Annotated in this window: 18 protein-coding genes; 11 read left to right on the top strand and 7 right to left on the bottom strand. The window is 68.1% G+C overall.

Annotated elements, in window-relative coordinates:
• Position 1 precedes the first annotated feature (1 nt).
• From HNP73_RS13310 to HNP73_RS13275, 8 genes are all read left to right on the top strand, one after another.
• Positions 2 to 1,102: an ABC transporter ATP-binding protein gene (locus HNP73_RS13310; RefSeq protein WP_184150134.1), complete on the top strand. Its 1,101-nt coding sequence runs from the start codon at positions 2 to 4 to the stop codon at positions 1,100 to 1,102.
• On the top strand, positions 1,102 to 2,031 hold the full coding sequence (locus HNP73_RS13305) for an ABC transporter permease (RefSeq protein WP_184150131.1): 930 nt from the start codon (positions 1,102 to 1,104) through the stop codon (positions 2,029 to 2,031). The genes HNP73_RS13310 and HNP73_RS13305 overlap by 1 nt, the downstream gene beginning before the upstream one ends.
• The gene (locus HNP73_RS13300) at positions 2,028 to 2,813 is read left to right on the top strand and encodes an ABC transporter permease (RefSeq protein WP_184150128.1); all 786 of its coding nucleotides are present in this window, start codon (positions 2,028 to 2,030) and stop codon (positions 2,811 to 2,813) included. Before HNP73_RS13305 ends, HNP73_RS13300 begins: the two co-directional genes overlap by 4 nt.
• Before the next feature lie 89 nt (positions 2,814 to 2,902).
• Complete coding sequence (locus HNP73_RS13295) at positions 2,903 to 4,558, top strand: FAD-dependent oxidoreductase (RefSeq protein ID WP_184150125.1); 1,656 nt, start codon at positions 2,903 to 2,905, stop codon at positions 4,556 to 4,558.
• A 161-nt stretch (positions 4,559 to 4,719) separates the two neighbouring features.
• Positions 4,720 to 5,355 (top strand): VOC family protein, encoded by a 636-nt coding sequence (locus tag HNP73_RS13290; RefSeq protein ID WP_184150122.1) that lies wholly within the window; start codon positions 4,720 to 4,722, stop codon positions 5,353 to 5,355.
• A 212-nt stretch (positions 5,356 to 5,567) separates the two neighbouring features.
• Positions 5,568 to 6,584: an Ldh family oxidoreductase gene (locus HNP73_RS13285; protein ID WP_343063297.1), complete on the top strand. Its 1,017-nt coding sequence runs from the start codon at positions 5,568 to 5,570 to the stop codon at positions 6,582 to 6,584.
• Entirely contained in the window at positions 6,584 to 7,828 is a 1,245-nt protein-coding gene (locus tag HNP73_RS13280) for an iron-containing alcohol dehydrogenase (RefSeq protein WP_184150116.1), read from the top strand. Before HNP73_RS13285 ends, HNP73_RS13280 begins: the two co-directional genes overlap by 1 nt.
• Entirely contained in the window at positions 7,825 to 9,303 is a 1,479-nt protein-coding gene (locus HNP73_RS13275) for an NAD-dependent succinate-semialdehyde dehydrogenase (protein WP_184150113.1), read from the top strand. Before HNP73_RS13280 ends, HNP73_RS13275 begins: the two co-directional genes overlap by 4 nt.
• A 125-nt stretch (positions 9,304 to 9,428) precedes the next feature.
• Here the strand turns inward: HNP73_RS13275 and HNP73_RS13270 are convergent, their stop codons facing one another.
• From HNP73_RS13270 to HNP73_RS13250, 5 genes are all read right to left on the bottom strand, one after another.
• Positions 9,429 to 10,721 (bottom strand): type III PLP-dependent enzyme domain-containing protein, encoded by a 1,293-nt coding sequence (locus tag HNP73_RS13270; RefSeq protein WP_184150111.1) that lies wholly within the window; start codon positions 10,719 to 10,721, stop codon positions 9,429 to 9,431.
• A gap of 101 nt (positions 10,722 to 10,822) precedes the next feature.
• Positions 10,823 to 11,809: a transketolase family protein gene (locus tag HNP73_RS13265; RefSeq protein ID WP_184150108.1), complete on the bottom strand. Its 987-nt coding sequence runs from the start codon at positions 11,807 to 11,809 to the stop codon at positions 10,823 to 10,825.
• Positions 11,810 to 11,811: 2 nt separating this feature from the next.
• Positions 11,812 to 12,693, bottom strand: a complete 882-nt coding sequence (locus tag HNP73_RS13260) for a transketolase (RefSeq protein ID WP_184150105.1) — start codon at positions 12,691 to 12,693, stop codon at positions 11,812 to 11,814.
• 150 nt (positions 12,694 to 12,843) lie between these two features.
• On the bottom strand, positions 12,844 to 14,073 hold the full coding sequence (locus tag HNP73_RS13255; protein ID WP_184150102.1) for an aminotransferase class III-fold pyridoxal phosphate-dependent enzyme: 1,230 nt from the start codon (positions 14,071 to 14,073) through the stop codon (positions 12,844 to 12,846).
• A gap of 172 nt (positions 14,074 to 14,245) precedes the next feature.
• Entirely contained in the window at positions 14,246 to 15,463 is a 1,218-nt protein-coding gene (locus HNP73_RS13250) for a CaiB/BaiF CoA transferase family protein (protein ID WP_184150099.1), read from the bottom strand.
• 209 nt (positions 15,464 to 15,672) lie between these two features.
• Here HNP73_RS13250 and HNP73_RS13245 point away from each other — a divergent pair, with 209 nt between their 5' ends.
• On the top strand, positions 15,673 to 16,824 hold the full coding sequence (locus tag HNP73_RS13245) for an acyl-CoA dehydrogenase family protein (RefSeq protein WP_184150096.1): 1,152 nt from the start codon (positions 15,673 to 15,675) through the stop codon (positions 16,822 to 16,824).
• Positions 16,825 to 17,116: 292 nt separating this feature from the next.
• Here HNP73_RS13245 and HNP73_RS13240 read toward each other — a convergent pair whose 3' ends face one another.
• Both HNP73_RS13240 and HNP73_RS13235 read right to left on the bottom strand, forming a co-directional pair.
• Positions 17,117 to 17,488, bottom strand: coding sequence for a DUF2493 domain-containing protein (locus HNP73_RS13240; protein ID WP_184150093.1), 372 nt, complete (start codon positions 17,486 to 17,488; stop codon positions 17,117 to 17,119).
• A 55-nt stretch (positions 17,489 to 17,543) separates the two neighbouring features.
• Positions 17,544 to 18,023 (bottom strand): Lrp/AsnC family transcriptional regulator, encoded by a 480-nt coding sequence (locus HNP73_RS13235; protein ID WP_184150090.1) that lies wholly within the window; start codon positions 18,021 to 18,023, stop codon positions 17,544 to 17,546.
• A 99-nt stretch (positions 18,024 to 18,122) separates the two neighbouring features.
• Here HNP73_RS13235 and HNP73_RS13230 point away from each other — a divergent pair, with 99 nt between their 5' ends.
• Both HNP73_RS13230 and HNP73_RS13225 read left to right on the top strand, forming a co-directional pair.
• Positions 18,123 to 19,604: an aminotransferase class V-fold PLP-dependent enzyme gene (locus HNP73_RS13230; RefSeq protein ID WP_184150087.1), complete on the top strand. Its 1,482-nt coding sequence runs from the start codon at positions 18,123 to 18,125 to the stop codon at positions 19,602 to 19,604.
• 287 nt (positions 19,605 to 19,891) lie between these two features.
• Positions 19,892 to 21,211 (top strand): DUF5930 domain-containing protein, encoded by a 1,320-nt coding sequence (locus HNP73_RS13225; RefSeq protein ID WP_184150084.1) that lies wholly within the window; start codon positions 19,892 to 19,894, stop codon positions 21,209 to 21,211.
• The last annotated feature ends 79 nt before the right edge of the window (positions 21,212 to 21,290 follow it).

Here is a 21,290-nt window from a genome sequence, read left to right as displayed (position 1 = left end):
GATGAGCTACCTTTCTGTTCAGTCGCTCGAGCACTCCTACGGCAGCGTCCGCGTGCTCGACCATGTTTCATTTAACGTCGCCGAAGGCGAACGGCTCTGTCTGCTTGGCCCGTCGGGGTGTGGAAAGACCACCACGCTCAACGCGATCGCCGGCTTCGTCGAGACCGATGGCGGGAGGGTAGTTGTCAGGGGGGAAGCTCTCACGGGGCTTCCCCCCGAAAAGCGGAACATCGGGATCATGTTCCAGAACTACGCGCTCTTCCCGCACATGACGGTCTTCGAGAACGTCGCTTTCGGGCTGAGAATGCGCCGGGAGGCCGAGGCCAGCGTGTGCGATCGCGTCACGGACATGTTGCGTCTCGTGAAGCTCTCGCACGCCGCCAAGCGCTTTCCCAAGCAGCTCTCCGGCGGCGAACAGCAGCGTATCGCCTTCGCCCGCGCGATCGCGATCAAGCCGGCGCTGCTGCTGCTCGACGAGCCGTTCAGCAACCTCGATGCCCGGCTGAAGGTCGAGATGCGGAACGAGCTTCTCGAACTGCTGCGGCCGCTCAAGATCGCGACCATCATGGTCACCCACGACCAGGAAGAGGCGATGGCGATCGCGGACACGATTGCCGTCATGCGTCGCGGCCGCATCGAGCAGATGGGCAGTGCGCGGGAGATCTACCGCTCCCCGGCCAATCTGTTCGTGGCGAGCTTCATCGGCGAGTCGAACGTGCTCGAAGGCCGGCTGAGGAGCGTCGCCTCCGGGGTCGCCACGGTGGACGCCGGCGGTGTCGGACCGGTCATGGCGCGGCATTCGGGAGGACTTCGGTCCGGCGACCATGTGCAGATCATCGTGCGCCCGGAGGACATCCGGGTCGGCACGCGGCCGGCCTGCGGAACCTGCGCGGCAACGAACCGGTTCGAGGCGAAGCTGGTCGATGTGACCTTCCTCGGCAACCGGACCGTCATCCGCACGCAGATCGGGGAGGCGCCGATGGTGCTCTCCGGTGACGAGCAGTTCGCCTCGTCGCTCAGGGGCGTGCAGCGCGGCCAGAGCGTCTACATCGACTGGGCGTCCGACCGGGGCCTGATCGTGAAGAAGGAAGAGGCGCAGTGATGGGGCGGCTCCTCGGCAGGTCGGCATCGTCCTGGTTGTCGCTCATCGCGGTGCCGACCCTCATCTTCGGCCTCCTCTACGCGGTGCCGATCGGCAATCTGGTCAACCTGAGCTTCACGCCGGGCGACGGCGCGGCCGCGACTGGCAGCGCCTACACGCTCTCGACCTACGTCGACCTCCTGTCCGACGAGTTCGTCCGCGAGGTCTTCCTGCGGACGATACGCATCAGCCTGATCACGACGATCGCCGCGGCGATCGTCGGCTACCCGATCAGCGTCTACATCCTGAGCGTGGTCGGGTGGCGGCAGACGGCGATGTTCATCCTGCTGCTCCTGCCGCTGATGACGAGCGTGACGGTCACGACCTACGGCTGGCTGATCCTGCTCGGCCACGGCGGCGCGGTGAACAACCTGCTGATGAACCTCGGGCTGATCGATGCGCCGCTCCGCATCATCAAGACGGAATGGGCGATCGTCGTCGGACTGGTCTACACGCTCTCGGCGTTCATGGTGATCTCGATCGCCGCGTCGTTGCAGAGCATCGACCAGAACCACGTCCGTGCCGCCCGGAGCCTTGGCGCGTCTCCCGCGAAGGCCTTCTGGAGGATCGTCTTTCCGCAGTCCCTGCCGGGGCTGAGGACAGGGTGCCTGCTGGTCTTCTCGCTCAGCATGAGTTCGTATGCGACGCCGATCATCCTCGGCGGCCAGACCAACAAGTTCGCCTCGCTCCTCGTCTACCAGCAGGCGATCAACCTGCTCAACTGGCCCAAGGCGGCAAGCCTCGCGGTGCTTCTGCTGCTGACGACGACGGGGTGCCTCGTCCTTGCCAGCGGTTTCTCCAGGGTCTGGGCGTCGGCGCGACGTCTCAACGCGACCGACGTCCCGATCGGCAGTTCCGGCCCGGCGCAAGCTTCGAGTGTGGTGTCATGAGGAAATATCTTCTTCCCGTCTACGCGGTGGCGTTCTTCACGTTCCTGCTGGCGCCCGTCCTCGCGCTCACCATCGGCTCGCTGACCGAGGCCAACTACGTCTCGTTCCCGCCCGAGGGGCTGAGCCTGCGCTGGTATATGAAGATCTTCGCCGAACAGGAGTCGATGTACGCGCTCATCATGAGCCTCGGCGTGGCGACGGCGGCGGCGACGGTCGCGACGGCGATGGCGCTGCCGACGGCCCTGGCGCTGCACCGCTACAGGACACCGCTCAACAAGGTCGTCTACCTGCTCGTGATGACGCCGGCGATGCTGCCTGCGGTGTTCCTCGGCCTCGCGTTCCTGCTCTTCTATTCGGCGCTGGGCTTCGGCGGCACGCCGCTCTCGCTGGTGGCGGGCCACATCATGATCGCGACGCCGTTCGCCGTCTCCATGAACATGGTCGGCCTTGCGTCGAACGATGGAGCGCTGGAGCGGGCGGCGCGCAGTCTCGGAGCGTCGCCGATCATGGCCTTCCGCAAGATCACCGTCCCGAGCATCTCGTGGAGCCTCTTCGCCGGGTGGGGATTTGCGTTCATGATCTCGTTCGGCAGCCTGGAGGTGTCGCTCTTCCTCTCGACCTCCACGATGGTGACGCTGCCGGTGCAGATCTACACCGGTCTCGAATGGTCGCCGCTCGATCCGTCGCTGACCGCCGTGTCCTCCGGCCTCGTCATCGTCACGCTGACGGTCCTCATCCTGACGGCACGGTTCGTGAAGATCGACCGGTTCCTTCAGAGGTGATCGAAGCCACCCGGAAGCCGGGATGATCCCTCGGCAAGTTCCGTGTCCGAAGTGAGCGATGCTCACGTTTCAAGTGCAGGAGAAGCGTCATGGGCGCCTCAGCTCCCAACGCCGTCGACGAACGCGGCGATTCGATCCGCTGTGACGTCGCCGTCATCGGGTCGGGCGCGGCGGCGCTCACGGTGGCCCTCAGGGCAGCGGCCGGCGGCCGGTCGGTCGTCATCCTGGAGAAGGCCGCGAGCATCGGTGGCACCAGCGCCATGTCCGGTGGCATGACGTGGGTGCCCGCCAACCATCTGGCCGCCGCCGCCGGGCACCGGGACTCCGTCGAAGAGGCCATCCGGTACGTGGAGGCGGCCGCGCCCGCGGGCTGGCTCGAAACCGAAGGCGAGCTTCTGCGCGCGCAGGTGGCGAACGGTCCAGACATGCTGCGCTTCGTCGAGGCGCACTCGCCCCTCCGCTTCACGATAGCCGACGTGCCCGACCCCATGATGGAGCTTCCGGGCGCGAAGCGGCTCGGGCGTCTCCTGAGCCCGGTTCCCGTCAGCAGGAAGCTGATCGGCCGCTACGGGGATCTCGTCCGTTCCTCGACGCTGCCCCTCAACATGACCTACGCGGAGGCCCAGCGGGCGAACATCCTGCGAAAGCCGGTGATGGGGGCCATCCGCTACGGCGCGACGATGCTCCGGCGCTACCTCTCGGGCGGCGTGTCGCGCGGGCGGGCGGTGATCGTCGGACTGCTCAAGGGGTGCCTCGATCATGGCTGCCGGCTGGAGCTGTCCTGCCGGGCGACCGGTCTGGTTCTTGACGAGAACGACGTGGTGACGGCGGTCGACTGCGAGCGCAACGGGCGGCCGTTCCGCGTCAATGTCACCAGCGCCGTCGTTCTCGCCACCGGGGGGTTCGAATGGGACGCCGAGATGATGGCGAAGTACTTCCCCACCGACTACGAGTATCGCAGCAGCCCCCGGACCAACACCGGCGACGGCCACCGGATGGCGCAGGAGGCCGGCGCGGCCTTTGCCCGGATGGATCAGGCCAACATCATGGTCCAGCCGCCGATCCGCTACGAGGGCGCCCTGCATGGCCTGCCGCTGGTCATCCACACCGACGCCGACGCGATCATCGTCGATCGTTCGGGACGCAGGTTCGTCAACGAATACAGCTTCACGATCAACGACCGCATCATGGGCGTCGATGCGGAAACCGGCAGGTCGGCGCACCTTCCGGCGTGGGTCATCACTCACAGGCCCATGGTCCGGCGGACGCTGCTCATCAACTGGTACAAGCGCTACGACAGGAACTGGCTGGTCTACGCGCGGAGCGTGGAGGAGCTGGCGCAGCGCATCGGGGTCGATGCCGCCAACCTTCAGGATACCGTCTGGAACTTCAACCGGATGGCCAAGGCCGGCGTCGATACGGAGTTCGGGCGCGGCGAGGACGAGTACGGACGCGCCCTCGCGAAGCGGCTCGGCCTGATGCGGCCGATCGACACGCCGCCCTACGTCGCGATCCGCTGCAAGCCCTCGGTGCTTGGCACGAAGGGCGGGGTGCGCACCAACGCCCGGGGGCAGGCGTTGCGCGAGGACGGCAGCGTCATCGCGGGCCTCTACTGTGCGGGCAACGTCATGGCGAACCCGGTCGGAACCCGCACGCCCAGTCAGGTGGGCACCACGATCGGACCCTACATGACCTGGGGCTACATCTGCGCCAGCAGCATCCTGTCCGACAATCGCGGCGCCTGATCCCGTCGCGGGCGGCGCCCGGAACAGCGTCATCCACTGCTCGAGATTCTGGAGGCAGGCCCGGCGCGGGCCTGCGCCGGGAGGCGTCGTGCGGAAACCACGAGACAGCGGGTCAGCACGGACTGTCCGCGACCCGAACACTGGAAGAGAGGATTGAACCGATGATCGACCATCTGGTCTGGCAGGTGCCAAATCTCCGCGAGGCAATGGCCACGTTCGCGGACCTGAGCGGCGTCGAGCCGAAATTCGACGGCGAGCATCCGGTGAAGGGTTTTCAGGTGGCGGTCGCGAGCCTCGGCTCGGCCTTCGGCTACGGGTGCTACATCTGCATCGACGGGCCGCTCGACGACCCGGCGCCGGGCACCTACGGCGAGACGCTGAAGGGCATCGAGCGGCCACGGATGCGTCGTTTCGCCGTCCAGACCCCCGATGCATCGCACGTCCAGCAGGTCCTCGCGGATCGGGGCATCGCCACGAAGATCGGCTCGAACACCCGGCGGCAGGCGGACGGCGCGCTGGGTGAATGGGACTACATCGACTTCTCACCGGCGGGGCCGCGCCCCTGGGGCCCGGACATGCCATACTTCAAGCAATGGCGGACGTCCGTGCACCCGTCCGCGGAAACGCCGGCCGGCTGCGTGCTCGAGGCATTCGCCGTCCAGCATCCCGATCGGGCCGAGGTGTCGGACTTCTTCCGCGCCGTGAAGATCGACGTCCCGGTCGTCGAAGGCGCGAGCGCGAAGATCCTCGCGCGCTTCCGGGGCAAGAAGGGCATCTTCATGCTTCCGAGCGACTAGAGCGGTCGCTGCGCCGGAAGGGCGCGGCCCCGGCATCTGGCCGGCGCGCGGTGCGCGGGCCGGCTTCTGACATGTGGTCGACGCGCGGTGCGCACCCGTCCCGGACACTGAGGCCGGGACCGCGGTGCGCAGCCGGAATGCATCTTCGGCTGTCCGCAGTGCATCCAGACAACGCAGTTGCATCCAGACAACATCGTATCGGATCGCGAACCGTGAGCATCTTCACCGAGAGTGAGACGAGGGGCCTCGTCAGAGCCGTCCTGTCGCGCGCCGGCGTTCCCGCGTGCAACGTCGGCATCCAGCTCGACATGCTGCTGGAGGCCGAGCTTCGCGGTGTGACGTCGCACGGCCTGCTGCGGCTCGAGCGCATCGTCGCACGGATCGCCAACGGCGTCGCCGACCCCGTGACGGCAGGAACCCATCACTGGCGCGCGCCGGGCTTCCTCGCGGTCGACGGCGAACGCGGCCTCGGCCCGGTCGTCGCGTTCCGCGCGCTCGACGCGCTCTGCGAGCGCGCCCGGACGAACGGCATCGCGGTCGCGGCGATCCGCAACTCCAACCACATCGGGATGCTCGGCTGGTACGTCGAGGAGGTCGCCCGGAAGGGGTTCTCGGCGATCGCGCTCTCCACGAGCGAGGCGCTGGTGCATCCCTGGGGCGCCAAACGCGCGGTGATGGGGACAAACCCGATCGCCATCGCGGTGCCGACCGGCGATGACGCGCCATTCATGATGGACACGGCGACGAGCCTCGTCTCCATGGGCGAGATCCACGACCACGCCAGTCGCGGGGCGGCGATCCCGCTCGGCTGGGCCCTCGACGCCGACGGCAACCCGACGACGGACGCCGTGGCCGCCAAGGCCGGTGCCATCGCGCCGCTGGGCGGCGCCAAGGGCTATGCGCTCGGTCTGGCCTTCGAGCTGCTGGTCGCGGCGCTCAGCGGGGCGGCGGTGGGCGCGGACGTCGTCGGAACGCTCGATTCCGACCGGGTCTGCACCAAGGGCGATGTCTTCATCGTCATGGACGGACCGAACCCCGATTTGCGCGGCTTCCTGCAGGGGATCCGCGATCTCGAACCCGCGGACGGCTTTCCGGGCGTACTCGTGCCCGGCGAGCGCGGCCGCGACTGCAAACGCCGCCGGCAGCGCGAAGGTCTGCCGATCCCCGATGCCCTGTGGAGCCGGATGCAGGATCTCGCCGGCGCCACCGCTCCAGCGGAGACATCCTGATGCCGACCTTTGGCGCCCTGCGCGCGCCACGCAATATCGTCTTCGGTGCGGGACAGCGCCGGGCGACAGCGGGCTTTGCCCGCGGCCTCGGGCATTCGGCCCTGATCGTCACCGACAGCCGCCTGGCGGACTCCCCGGAGCTTGCGGGGCTCGTGGACTCCCTCACGGCCGCGGGCGTGCGCTCCGCGGTCTTCGGCGGGACGGTGGCGGAACTGCCGCTCGACTGCCTCGATGCCGGCTGCGAGGCGGGCAGGCGGCTCGGGGTCGACCTCGTCATCGGTCTCGGCGGCGGGAGCTGCATGGACGCCGCGAAGATCGTGGCGCTGATCCTCGCCCATGGCGGGCGCCCGAGGGACTACTACGGCGAATTCAGGGTTCCCGGGCCGGTCCTGCCGGTGATCGCGCTGCCGACCACGGCCGGAACCGGGTCCGAGGTGACGCCCGTCGCGGTGGTGGCCGATCCCGAACGGGAGGTGAAGGTCGGCATCGCGAGCCCCGCGCTCATTCCGCACACCGCGATCTGTGACCCGGAGCTGACATACTCCTGTCCTTCGGGCCTGACCGCCGTCTCCGGTGCGGATGCCCTGACGCACGCCATCGAAGCCTTCACCACCCGGCGGCGCGAGGCGACGGGCGGGATCGTTCACGAGCACGTCTTCCTCGGGAAGAACGCCATGAGCGACCACTACGCGTTGCTGGCGGTGCGCCATCTGAGCGGCAGCCTGAAGCGCGCCTGCGAGGCGCCCGGCGACATCGCGGCGCGGGAGAGCGTGATGCTCGGCTCGCTCGCTGCGGGGCTCGCCTTCGGCACCGCGGGGACGGCGGCGGCCCATGCCATCCAGTATCCGATCGGCGCGAGTACCCACACCCCGCACGGTCTCGGCGTCGCGGTCCTGATGCCCTACGTCATGGCGTTCAACCGCCCCGCGTGCGAGGCCGAGCTCGCCGAGATCGCCGTCGCCATGGGCGTCTCGCCCGCCGGCCGCGATCGGGCGGAGCTTGCCGCACGGGCCATCGAGGCGGTCACGGCGCTCTTCTCCTCGATCGGCATCCCTTCGACGATTGCCGGTCTCGGTGTCAGCGCCGCGGAGCTTCCACTGATCACCGAGCGGGCGATGGGCAGCACGCGGCTGATCAAGAACAACCCCCGCGAGCTGACGCTGCCCCTCATGGCCTCGATCGTCGAGCAGTCTTTCCACGGTCACGGCGCCCCGGCTTCGAGCAACTGCGAGCATCAAGAATGACAGCATTCCAGAAAATCCCCGTGGGGATCCGGTCCCACCTCGCCGGCATCCCGACGGACCTCCTGATCGGTGGCGCGTGGCGTCCCGGACTGACCGGCGCGCGGCTCGACGTGACCGACCCTTCGACGGGGGCGAAGATCGCCGACGTCGCCGACGCCTCGATCGAGGACGCGCTGGCCGCGGTCGCCGCCGCCCATGACGCGGGCCCGGAGTGGGCGGCGACGCCGCCGCGCCGGCGCTCCGAGATCCTGCGGCGCTGCTTCGAGCTGATGCTGGAGCGCAAGGACTTCCTTGCGGAGATCATCAGTCTGGAAAACGGCAAGGCGCTGCCCGACGCCCATGGAGAGGTGGCTTATGCGGCCGAGTTCTTCCGCTGGTTCTCGGAGGAGGCGGTGCGGCTCACCGGCGACTACGCCACCGCCCCGAGCGGGGCGAACCGGATCATCGTCCAGCATCAGCCGATCGGCGTCTGCGTCCTCGTGACGCCCTGGAACTTCCCCGCCGCCATGGCGACGCGCAAGATCGCGCCAGCCCTCGCCGCGGGATGCACCTGCGTCCTGAAGCCTGCGACCGAGACGCCGCTGACCGCCTTCGCGCTCGCGGCGATCTTCGCCGAGGCGGGGGTGCCCGATGGGGTGATCAACGTGCTGACCACCGGTCGCTCCGGTCCGCTCGTCAGCGCCATGCTGCACGATCCCCGGGTGCGCAAGCTCTCCTTCACCGGCTCGACCGAGGTCGGGCGCCGGCTGCTGCATGAAGCCGCCGACACGGTCATCTCCTGCTCCATGGAGCTCGGCGGCAACGCGCCCTTCATCGTCTTCGACGACGCGGATCTCGACAAGGCGATCGACGGCGCCATGGTCGCGAAGATGCGCAACGGTGGCGAGGCGTGCACGGCGGCGAACCGGTTTCTCGTGCAGGAGGGCATCCAGCACGCCTTCGCCGCGCGCCTGAGCGAACGGATGTCGGCGCTCGCGGTCGGTCCGGGATACGCCGTCGGCACCGAGTGCGGTCCGGTCATCAACGGCGGGGCCCTGCGCAGGATCGACGGGCTGGTCCGGGACGCGGTCGCGCGTGGCGCGATCCTTCTGACCGGAGGAGCGCCGGACGACCGCGACGGCTTCTACTACCCGCCGACCGTGCTCAGCGGCGTGCCGGACGACGCGCTCATCTCCACCGAGGAAATCTTCGGCCCCGTCGCCGCAATCGCGTCGTTCCGGACCGAGGACGAGGCGATCGCGCGGGCGAACGGCACCGAATACGGCCTGATCTCCTATGTCTTCACCGCTGATCTCGCGCGCGGAATGCGAGTCTCGGAGAAGCTCGACAGCGGCATGATCGGCCTGAACCGCGGCGTCGTCTCCGATCCCGCGGCGCCCTTCGGCGGCACCAAGCAGAGCGGCCTCGGGCGCGAGGGCGGGCACCACGGCATCCTGGAGTTCAGCGAGGTGAAATACATCGGCGTGACCTGGTGAGCGGCCGACCGGGCACGGCGCGCCTGTAGCCGAGACGAAAAAACGGGGCCGATCGCGTGTGGCGATCGGCCCCGTTTCCTTTTTCCGACAGGGCAGGGGGCGGGCCGCCGGCCCGCCTGATCGGCTCAGAAGTAGGTCTTGTATGCGGTCGTCACGTTGTAGGCTGCATCGACCCCGTAGAGGACGTCCCACTTGTCGAACGTCGTGCAGGGGTGGGAAATGTCGAGAAAGACCATGTCGCCCACCTGCAACGGGCAGTCGCCGGGCACGCGCATGAAGGCGTGCTGGTCGGCGAGCGCGAAAATCTCGTATCCCTCGCCAATCTGGACGGGCTCCGGGTGATCGCCGTCGCGCCGCCAGAGGCTCGGCACGGGCATGTGCACGTCGAACGAGAGATCGCGCTTGCCGCCGGTCAGGAGCACGAGGCCCTTTTCGGGCGTCGACTGCACGCGCGTGACGACCTGAAGCGCGGGCTCCGGCTCGCCGGGCACCGCGCGCACGCGCTCCGAGCGCGCCTGAAGCGACGTGAAGTAGTTGTGGTACATCACCGCGTCGTGGGTGAGATAGCAGCCCGATCGCGTCACGACGCGAACTGGCCGCGACAGCGTCAGCGCCCCGAGCCGCTCGGCCACGATGTCATAGTAGGCCGACCCGCCGGCCGAGAGGACGATCTCCGCACCCGTGAAGGCGCCCTCCGCATCGAGGGCCCGCGCCGCCGCACAGGTCTCGTCCATCATCGCATGGACCTTGTCGAGATTGCCCTCGGCCGGCCCCGGGAAGATTCCCTCGTAGGACTCGATCCCGCGCAGCTCGAGTTCGTCGGCGTAGCCTGCGATGACATCTGCGATGGCGCGCACCGTCTCGAGACCGCGCGCCCCCGTCCGGCCGCCCATGGCGCCGATCTCGATCAGGACCCCGAGCCGCCGCCGGCTCCCGAGCTTGCGGATGTGGCGCCCGGCGAGATGCGCGCCCGCCTCGGAGTCGATCAGGCAGAGGAAGTCGAAGTCCGGATCCGCGTCGAGTTCGCCCATGACGAAGTCGAGGAACCGGGGATCGACGACCTCGTTCGCGACGAGGATGCGGTCGACGCCGAAGTCCCGGGCCACCTGCACCTGATGCGCGGTGGAAAGCGTGATGGCCCAGGCGCCGTTGTCGAGCTGGCGGCGGAAGAGCTGCGGGCACATCGTGGTCTTGCCGTGCGGCGCGAAGGAGACGTTCGCGCTGGCGCAGAACTCCCGCATCCATCGCTCGTTGTTGGCGATGCGCGGCTCGCGCAGGATCGCGAGCGGCAGCGGCAGGTCGCCCCGGAGGACGTTCCAGTTCTTCGAGGCGATCGCCTCGGGCGGGAAGGGCTCCGTGCCACCGGGGATGCCCTTGGTCCGGTGGTCGAGAAGTGGGTGTTCTGCGTTGGAAGTCATTGGATTGTCTCGGATTGCGTCAAGGCGTGGGGGGCGGAAATCCGCTCCCCACGCATACAGTGTTCCCTCGGGAAGGGAAGCCCCGGCCGCGCGCACCGACGTCAGCCTTCCAGCTTCGCGTAGTAGACGCCGATGACGGCGTCGGCTGACAGCCCGTAGCGCTCGAAAAGGTAGGGGGTCGTGCCCCCCTCGGCGAACACGTCCTCCACGCCGATCCGGGCGAAGGGCCGGGCGACGCCTTCCTCCATGAGCAACTCCGCGACCGCGCTCCCGAGCCCGCCGATGATCGAGTGGTTCTCGGCGGTGATGACGACCGGCGCGGCCGCCGCAAGCTCGACGATGGCCGGATCGAGCGGCTTGATCGTGGCCACATCGACGACCGAGACGTGATGCCCCTCGATCTCGAGGCGTCCGGCGGCGTCCATCAGGACCGGGATCATCATGCCGCAGCCGAGCAGGAGCCCGTCGGGGCCTTCCTTCAGGATCCGGACCTTGCCGATCTCGAACGGACTCGCGTCCGGCGCCACGTCGATCTCCGTCCCGTCGGCGCGCTTCATCCGCAGGTAGACCGGTCCCACGTGCTCCGCGACGGCCGCCACGGCCTTGCGCACCTGGCTCGGCCCGGACGGCTCGATCACCGTCATGTTCGGCAGCGCGCGCATCAGCGCGATGTCGTCGATCGCCTGATGCGAGACTCCGAGCAGGGTGGAAAGGCCGGGGAGGACACCCACAACCTTCACGTTGAGGTTTGGATAGGCGACCTGCATCGCGATCTGGTCGTAGCACCGCCGGGTGGCGAACACGCAGAACGAGTGGACGAACGGGACATCGCCGTTCCGCGCCATGCCGCCCGCGAGCCCGATCATGTTCGCCTCAGCGATGCCGACCTGAAAGAAGCGGTCGGGAAGCGCGTCGCGGAAGAGGTCGGTCTCGGTCGGAAGGGTGAGATCCGCCGTCAGGCAGACGATGTCCGGGTTCGACTGCGCCGCTGCCAGCAACGCGTTGCCGTAGTGCTTTTCGGCCAGCGCCGCGCTGGCCGAGCGGGCGCTGAAGTCCTCGACCGTGAGGTCGTCTGCTGCGCTCGCCATGGTCAGAACTCCTGCACGGTCTCTAGGGATTTTAGGGCGCTTTCGGCGACGTCGGGCGGCAGCTTGAGGTTGTGGGCGTAGATGCCCTCGAGACCCGCAGCCCCCTTGCCCGGCAACGTGCGCGCCACGAGGCATGTGGGCTTGTCCGTCAGGCTTCGGGCGCGGTCGAAGGCGGCCAGAAGCCCTTCGATGTCGTGGCCGTCGACCTCGTGCGCGTCCCAGCCGAACGCCCGGAACTTCTCCGCGACCGGGGCGTGCAGCATGACCTCGTCGGAGTGGCCTTCGCACTGCAACTGGTTGTCGTCGACGATCAGGCAGAGGTTCGAGAGCCGCCGGCTGCCCGCGAGAAGGGCCGCCTCCCACACCTGGCCTTCCTGCAGTTCGCCGTCGCCGAGGACGACGTAGACGCGCGCGTCCGACCCCCGCCGCCGGTGGCTGAGCGCAAGGCCCGCGCCCACCGAAAGGCCCTGTCCGAGCGATCCGAGGGTCGCCTCGACGGCGCTCCCGACGCGTTCCGATGCGTTGATCTCGAAGACCGAGCCGTCGATGCAATAGCCCTCGACCTCGGGAACCAGGCCGCGCGCCTCGAGGGTCGCGTAGAGGATCGCGGTGTTGTGCGCCGTGGAGAGCAGCATCCGGTCCCGGGCCGCCCAGCGGGGATCGGCCGGGTCGAGCCTGAGTTCGGCGAAATAGAGGACGGCGAAGATGTCGGCCGCGCCCAGCCCCTGCTGGACATAGCCCTGACCGGTCGGAGCCACGAGCCCGATGACCCGTCGGCGCAACCTGCGCGCCAGCTCAGCCAGTTCCTTTGCATCCCGCGTTCGCCACGCCGGCTGCCGGTCGTCGCCTGACCGGGTTGCCGTCATGCCCTCTGGCCTCGCCATGCGCTTCCCTCCGCTTGAAGTCGAGTGTTGTGTCGTCTGGTCGGTGGTCCGCCGCTCATGTGGCTTCGCGCCCCCTGCGGCGGTTGGGGTGCACCTTCCCGGTTCGGGCAGGGGATGGTGCCGACCCGAAGCGATCCGCAGCCGTTCGTGTCATCCCCCGAAACGCTCCGCGACTGCCGCGAGGGCGACGTCCGCGGCGGCGATGGCCTCCTCGATTTCTGCGAGGCCGTGCGAGGCGGACAGGAACATGTTGTGCCAGGGGTGGAAGTAGACGCCCTTGTCGAGCGCCGCCTGACAGAAGAGATCGCCCTTGCGAAGCCCCGGGTCGTTGTCGAAGCGGATCGAAGGCATCTGCACCGGTCCGGTCTGGCGCAGCGCCACGCCGTGCCGCTCCGCGAGCGCGGCGATGCCGGCGCGGAGCCGCCCGCCCATGTCGAGAAGCCGTTCGATCACGCGCTCGCGTTTCACGATGTTGATGGTGGCGATCCCCGCGGCCATCGGAACGGCCGAACACCAGAACGAGCCGGTCACGAAAATCCCGGCCGCGGCGGCCCTCAGGTGGTCCTTGCCGGTCACCGCGGCGAGCGGGTAACCGTTGGCAAGGGCCTTGCTCCAGGCCGCGAGGTCCGGCTCGATGCCGAGCGGCTGCCAGCTGCCTTCGAGGTGCAGCCGAAGCCCGGTGCGCACCTCGTCGAGAATCAGCACGGCATCGGTCCGGTCGCAGATCGCGCGCACGGCATTGGCGAACTGCGGAGTCGGGAATTCCTGATCCAGCTCCCGCTCCTGCCGGACCGGCGAGACGATGATCGCCGCGAGATCCGCCCCGGCCTCGCGCGCCGCGGCTTCGAGGCTCCCGAGGTCGTTGTAGTCGAAGTAGCAGAGATGCGTCCGGTCCTCCGCCGTTACGCCGACGACCGATGGCGAGCACCACGGCGCCGCGCCGTGGTAGGCGCCGCGTCCGATGAGAACCTTCCGCCGTCCGGTGGCGGCGCGGGCAATCGTGACGCAGGTCGTGGTGGCGTCCGTCCCGTTCTTCTGGAACATCGCCCAGTCGGCATGCCCGACCGTCTCGACCAGGAGTTCGGCCAGCTCGACCATGGCTTCCGAAGGCCCGTTCATGGTGTCGCCGAGCGACTGCTGCCGCAATGCGGCTTCATCGACCTCGGCGTTCCCGTACCCGAGCAGGTTCGGTCCCCAGGCGCACATGAAATCGAGGTAGCAGCGCCCGTCGACGTCCCAGACCCGCGCGCCTTCCGCGCGTGCGTAGAACTGCGGGAATCCGGGTGGCAGCTTGCCCGCGTGCAGGTGGCCCCACATGGACCCCGGCACGACGCGGTCCGCACGGCGCCGCAACGTCTGATCAACCGAATTCGTTAGCATGCAACCTCACCTGCTTTCCGAAAGATATATCATATATCTTTAAGTGGCACAACGATCACGGCGCTGGTCTGGTGTGGAAATCGACCTGCGAACGGCGGGAAGGCGGCTCTGGTGCCGGGCAGGCAGGTGACGGCTCGCTTCGACCCGCCGGAAGCCCTGCGCCTGTCCGCCACTATTGCGCCGGCCAGTGCTCCCCGAAGGCGACGATTCCCCCGTCCCGGAGACGGTCGATGTCGCCGCCCGTCAGTCCGAGCTTCTCCATCAGCACGTCGCGGGTGTGCTCTCCGACGCCGGGCGGGGGAGTAGGGGCGGCGAAGGGACTGTCGGACATGCGCAACGGATTGCGGACCGACCGGACGGTCCCGACTCTCTCGCAATGCGTCGAAAGGATGGTATCCCTCAGGGCCGCAACCTCGCTGCCGAATGCCTGCCCCACCGAGCGAACCTCGCCGGCCGGTACGCCGGAGGCGCGGAGATCGGCGAGCAGATCGCCGAGCGGCCGCTCGCTCAGACAGGCCTCGATGACCGGAAGCAAGGCGTCACGCGCCTCGGCCCGCCCCTTGTTCGTCGCGAACCGTGGATCGTCGGCGAGTTCCGGCCTGCCGATGATCCGGCAGAAACGCCGGAACTGCTGATCGTTGCCGACCGCCAGCGCGACACGCCCGTCGGCGCAATCGAAAAGCTGGTACGGCACGACGCTCGGATGGGCATTGCCGTAGCGGCGAGGCTCCGTGCCGGTGTTCAGATACCCCGAGGCGACGTTGGCGAGCAGGAACATCGCACTGTCCGTCAGGCTGATGTCGAGCCATTGGCCCTTTCCGGTCCGCTCGCGCATGACGAGCGCCGCGAGAATTGCCTGAACCGCGTTCATGCCCGAGATCAGGTCGATGAACGCAACGCCGAGCCGTACCGGCTCGCCGTCCCTCTCGCCCGTGATGGACATGAACCCCGATTCGGCCTGGATGACGAAGTCGTAGCCCGGGCGCTCCTCGAGCGCGTGCCCGCGGCCGTAGCCCGATATGGAGCAGACGATGAGCCGCGGATTGATCTCGCGCAGATCGTCGTAGGTGAGCCCGAACTTCCTCAGGGACGCGGGCCGGAAGTTCTCGATCAGGACATCGCTCTGCCGTGCCAGCTCGACGATGAGCGCCCGCCCCGCGGGGGTGCCGATGTCGATCGCGATGCTCTTCTTGTTGCGGTTCGCTGCAAGGTAGTAGGTCGACACCCCGTCCAGCGACGGGGGCATCCATCGTCGGGTGTCGTCGCCCGCGCCCGGCTGTTCGACCTTCAGGACCTCGGCGCCCAGATCGCCCAGCGTCATCGTGGCCCACGGACCCGCCAGTACCCGTGACAGGTCGAGAACCCGAAGGCCTTTCAATGCAATGCTCATTGCGTGGCGCAATCCCCTTCTGCGGACACGGATAGCGGCCCGATCGGGGGCGCGATCGGCGTCAGGGATCAGGCCGGGTCATGGCGGGAAGATGGTCTTCAACTCGCTCTGGTAACTAGCGTTATATCATATTTCATGTGTCGTCAATCGGCACTGGCCCATGTATGAACGCGATGCGCCGAGGGGGCGTCGATCAATGGATGGGTCCGATGGCTCTCGAAGCCGACACGATGAACGAACTGGTGGAGACGGTGGCGCGCTTCGTCAGGGAGCGCCTGCGGCCGCTGGAGGCTCGCGTCGCCGACGACGACGCGATCCCGGAGCGGATCCGGCAGGAGATCGCCGATCTCGGGCTATTCGGCCTGACGATCCCGCAGGAGTACGGCGGACTCGGGCTCGATATGGAGGAAGAGGTCAGGATCGCCCTCGAACTCGGCAGGACGTCGCCGGCTTTCCGCTCGCTGGTCGGGACGAACAACGGGATCGGCTCGCTCGGCCTCATCCTGGACGGCACCGAGGAGCAGAAGGCGCGCTATCTGCCGCGGCTGGCGACGGGCGAGCTCATCAGCTCGTTCGCGCTCACCGAGCCGGAGGCCGGCTCGGACGCCGGTTCGCTCCGCACCACCGCGCGGCGCGTCGGCGACGGCTACGTCCTGAACGGCACGAAGCGGTTCATCACCAATGCTCCCCATGCCGGCCTCTTCACGGTCTTTGCCCGGACCGATGCGGGGCGGGAGGGAGGCCGGGGTGTCTCGGCCTTCCTGATCGAGGCCGGGACGCCGGGCCTTTCGATTGGACCCGCCGACCGCAAGATGGGGCAGAAGGGGTCTCACACCGCGGACGTGGTGCTCGAGGACTGCCACGTTCCGTTTGCGGCACTCCTCGGCGGTGTCGAGAACCAGGGCTTCAGGACGGCCATGAAGACCCTCGACCGCGGTCGTCTCCACATCTCAGCGGTCTGCGTCGCCATGGCCGAGCGGCTCATCGAGGACAGTCTCGCCTACGCCATGGAGCGCAGGCAGTTCGGCCAGCCGATCGCCGAATTCCAGCTCATCCAGGCGATGCTCGCGGACAGCCGCGCGGAGGCTTACGCCGCGCGCTGCATGGTCATGGAGACAGCCCGACGCCGCGATGCCGGTCAGGACGTGGCGACCGAGGCGGCCTGCTGCAAGCTCTTCGCAAGCGAGATGGTCGGACGGGTCGCCGATCGCGCCGTCCAGATCCACGGCGGGGCTGGCTACATGGCCGACTATGGCATCGAACGCTTCTACCGCGACGCCCGCCTCTTCCGCATCTACGAGGGGACGAGCCAGATCCAGCAGATCGTCATCGCCCGAAACATGATCCGCGCCGCCTCCTGAGTGCAGGGGGCGAGGGAGCGTTCCCGATGAACTCTCGCCCGGCCGCTTGCAGGCACGCGTCGCCATGGCCGGGTGAACCTGAACGCGCTCCACCGAGACCTCTGCAAGACCCGCCCTCGGGGAGGGTCGCAAGGTGCGCGCGAGTTGCGCAGACGGATAACCATCTGTTCTGACGAATGTATTCAAAGATGTATCTTTCCTCGATGCGCGGGCGGCTCCTTGCTGCGTTTCTCCGTGAGGGCAGTCCCGCGCGGAGCCGGAGGCGGATCGCCGAACATACCAAGGGCGGTCGTCACCGCCCGGATGTCTCGCCCGATGCCGTGATCGGCTCCAGCACAGGCACGCCTGCGGCGCGTGCCTGACGCATCATGTTCGCGGTGCCTCGCCCGCCGGGGAAGGCCACCACCAGATCGGGCTCGCCCTCCACCAGCATCCGGCGGTTTCGGATCGGGCCTGCCGCCCGGCCATGCCGCTCCCAGTCCGCCGGGAAAGCGAGCTCGCGGATGCCTGAAAGGCGAGCCCACTCACCGGCAAGCCTGTCCGCGCCGGCGGCATCTCCATGGATGACGACATCGATCCGCGCGCCGGACGCGATCCGGTCCAGCGCGCTCCGGAGACTCTCCCTGTCCGTGAAGCCACGACCGCCGCAGACGAAAACCCGCAATCCTCCCTCCCACCGCTCGTCGCCGGCACGAGGTGGCCTGCGCCCGCGCGCCCCGTCAGTCGCCGGTTTCGGTGATCGGGAACGGGCGTTGCTCGACGATCGCCTCCATGGCGAAATAGGTCGTCACGGTCTCCAGTTCGACCTTCTCGATCAGTCGCTGGTAGAAGCGGTCATAGCTCGCGATGTCATGAGTCACGACCTTCAGCATGTAGTCGTATTCGCCGCTGATCCGGTAGAAATCGACCACCTCGGGAATGCTGCTCACATGCTGACGGAACGTTTCCAGCCACTCACGCGAATGGCGGCGGGTGCGCAGCACGACGAAGGCGACGATGTCGAGCGCCAGCATGGCCCGATCCACCCGCAGCGAATGGCCGACGATCAACCCCCGGTCGCGAATGGCCTGCAGCCGTCGCCAGCAGGCGTTCTGCGACAGCCCGACCTCTTCGGCCAGCGCGCGCTGTGACAGTGAGGAGTCCCGTTGCAGGGCACGCAGGATGGCTGCGTCGACATGATCTATCTTGGGGCGGTTCATTCGTTCATTTGACAACAAAATGAACTTCGCCGGAAGAGATATGATGTGGAAATCGCGCCGATCCTCCGTGAGTTTTGCCGGACCACAACGGAGATCCCCATGGCGCACGGCGCAACCCTGAACCTTTCCGACGAAAGCCCGCTTGCCCGGTTTCGCGGGTCTCTCGGCGGGCCGGGAGCGGTCGAGCGGTTGCGGGCCGGGCTGATCGGCGAGAAGGCGGTCATCGAGGGGCCGTTCGGGCCAAAGCCGTTGATCTACGCGGACTACGTCGCGTCCGGGCGGGCTCTGGCACAGGTGGAGGATTTCATCCGCGACGAGGTGCTGCCGTTCTACTCGAACAGCCACACCGAGGCGTCGGCCTGTGGCGCCTTCATGACGCGCCTGCGCACCGAGGCGCGGGCGGTGATCGCCGAACTGACCGGCGCGAGCGACGAACATGCGGTGATCTTCGCCGGATCCGGCGCGACCGCCGGCCTGAACCGCCTCGTCTCGCTGCTGGGCGTTCCCGCCGCGATCGCGCGGGGTGGCGTGCCGCTGGTCGTGCTCGGGCCTTACGAGCATCACTCCAACATCCTGCCGTGGCGGGAAAGCGGCGCCGATGTCGTCATGCTGGACGAAGCCGCCGGGGGCGGCCCCGACCTCGGCCAGCTTGAGCAAGTCTTGCGCGCGAACAGCGAGCGGGAGCTGGTGATCGGCGCGTTCTCGGCGGCGTCGAACGTGACCGGCATCGTCACGGACGTAGCCCGCGTCTCGGAGATTCTGCGCCGCCATGGTGCGCGCTCGGTCTGGGACTATGCCGGAGCGGGGCCGTATCTGCCGATAGACGTCTCCGACAAGGACGCCGTGGTGGTGTCGCCGCACAAGTTCCCCGGCGGCCCGGGGGCGTCGGGAGTGCTGATCGTCCGCAAATCCGCCGTGGCGACCCTGTCGCCCACCTGGCCCGGCGGCGGCACCGTGCGCTTCGTCTCGCCCTGGGGACACGACTATTCCGACAATCTGGTGGCGCGCGAAGAGGCGGGCACGCCGAACACGCTCGGCGACGTCCGCGCGGCGCTCGCCTTCATGGTGAAGGCCGCAGTCGGTCAGGATCACATCGACCGCCGCCATCGGGAACTCGTTGCGCGCGCATTCGAGGGGTGGAGCGACAGCCCCCGGCTCGATCTCCTCGGCCTGCGGGATGCGCCGCGCCTGCCGATCTTCTCGTTCCGGGTGCGAGACGGGCACGGGGGATTCGTCCATCAGCAGCTCTTCACCCGCATGCTGAGCGACTGCCACGGCATTCAGGCGCGGGGCGGCTGCGCCTGCGCCGGACCCTACGCCCACCGGCTGCTCGGGATCGACGCGGCGGAGTCCGGCGTGCTTCGCGAGCGAATCGCGCGGGGAGAAGAGATCGCGAAGCCCGGCTGGGTCCGCCTCAACCTGAGCTACCTGCTCGACGACGCCAAGGCGGACGCGATCATCCGCGCGGTGGACGATCTGGCGCGCGAGCCGATGGCACAGGCCGATTACCGGGTCGACACGGCGACCGCTCGGTTCGTGCTCGACCCGCGCGGGGAGGCGATGGCCCTCCAGGACGGCTAGCCCTCCGCGAAACGCCATCCCGCGGTGCAGCGGCTTCCGGCGACCAGATGGCCCGGCGGAGGTGGCCATACAGAAGGCCCCGGGTGGCGCCCCGGCCGCCCGGCGGTCAGGCGGCTCCATACATTGTGAGGGATGTCGCCTCGACAACCAGAGATTGTGTATCGGCAACTATCCGCCAGTTTGACGACTTGTGAACGCTCCTGCGTTGCACCGCACTCTCATCATTTCTAGACAAACCGCTGACGGAACGCACCATCCGGCGAAGTCAGAACAATCAGGGGGCGAGCGTGGGGGCACTTCGGCGACGTTTGAACGGCGGGCTCGCGCGTATCATCCCGGAGAAGCACCTCCTCATCCAGACTCCCCGCTCCACCCGGTCACTCCGGTTCACACCGCTCGTCCAGCTCATGTCCGGCACCGCCTTCGCTGGCGTCGTCGGTTGGGTCGCCGTCCTGTCGGCAACTCTGGCAATCGAGGCGGTGGGCCCCGATCACCGGCTGAGTTCGGCTGCCGTGCTGCAGTCGGCCTATCAGGAACGTCTCGAGGACGTGGCAGCGGAGCGGGACCAGCGGGCGGCCGAGGCGCGCTCGGCGCAGGAACGCTTCCAGGTCGCCATGGAGCAGATCAGCCGCCAGCAGTCGGCGATCCTGACCTCGGTCGAGGAGCGGCGCGAGCTTTCGACCGCGCTCGATCTGATGCGTGCGCGTCTCGCTGATGCGGTGGCAGAGCGCGACGCGGTGTCGCAGGCGAACGAGCGGCTGGTGAACGAGGTAAGTGCCTCACTCGGCCGCGAAGCGGATGGGGCAGGGCTGACGGACACCTTGGGCACTGTCTCGCAGGCGCTCTCCGAGGCTGTGGTTGCGCGCGACCGCGCCACTGCCGATCGCGCGGCCCTGAGCCAGCAGCTTGCCGATCTGGAGTTGAAGGCGCGCGTCGATGGCCAGCGCCAGGACGAGATGATCGACGAGCTTTCGCAGGCGGTCGCCATGTCGTTCGGCCCCCTTGAGAAGATCATCGGCAAGACCGACCTCGACGTCGACGGGCTGATCGCCACGGTCCGGTCGAACTATTCAGGGGTCGGCGGGCCGCTCGGCGACGTCTCGGTCTCGACCCGGTCGATCGACGGGGCGGAGAACAGCCGCCTCGACCAGCTGATGCTCGACATCGACCGGATGAACCTGATGCGCGTGGCGGTCGAGAAGCTTCCCGTCACCATGCCGGTCCTCGACACCTTCCGCTTCTCGAGCCCGTTCGGCTACAGGCACGACCCGAAGGGCGCCGGGAGGCGCATGCACGCGGGGGTCGATATGGCCGGCCCGCGCGGCACGCCGATCTATGCCACGGCCGACGGTGTCGTGATCACCGCCGGACGCGAGAGCGGATACGGCAATGTCGTGAAAATCCGGCACGATTTCGGGCTGGAGACGGTCTACGGCCATCTCAGCCGGATTCGCGTCAAGGTCGGACAGCAGATATCGCGCAACATGCAGATCGGCGACATGGGCTCGACCGGGCGCAGCACCGGCTCGCATCTCCATTACGAGGTCCGGGTCAACGATCAGCCGGTGAACCCGATGACCTATCTGGAAGCCGCGAAGGACTTCTGAGCCGGGTCCGGCCCCCGAAGGAGCCGCGCCGCTCATCTCGATTGATCCATCCGACTTAGGGACCGGCCCGCATCGCACT

The sequence above is a fragment of the Amaricoccus macauensis genome (genome assembly GCF_014201905.1).
GTDB lineage: Bacteria > Pseudomonadota > Alphaproteobacteria > Rhodobacterales > Rhodobacteraceae > Amaricoccus > Amaricoccus macauensis.
The sequence above is the reverse complement of the archived record's forward strand: the minus strand, read 5'-3'. Positions and strand labels throughout refer to the sequence as shown.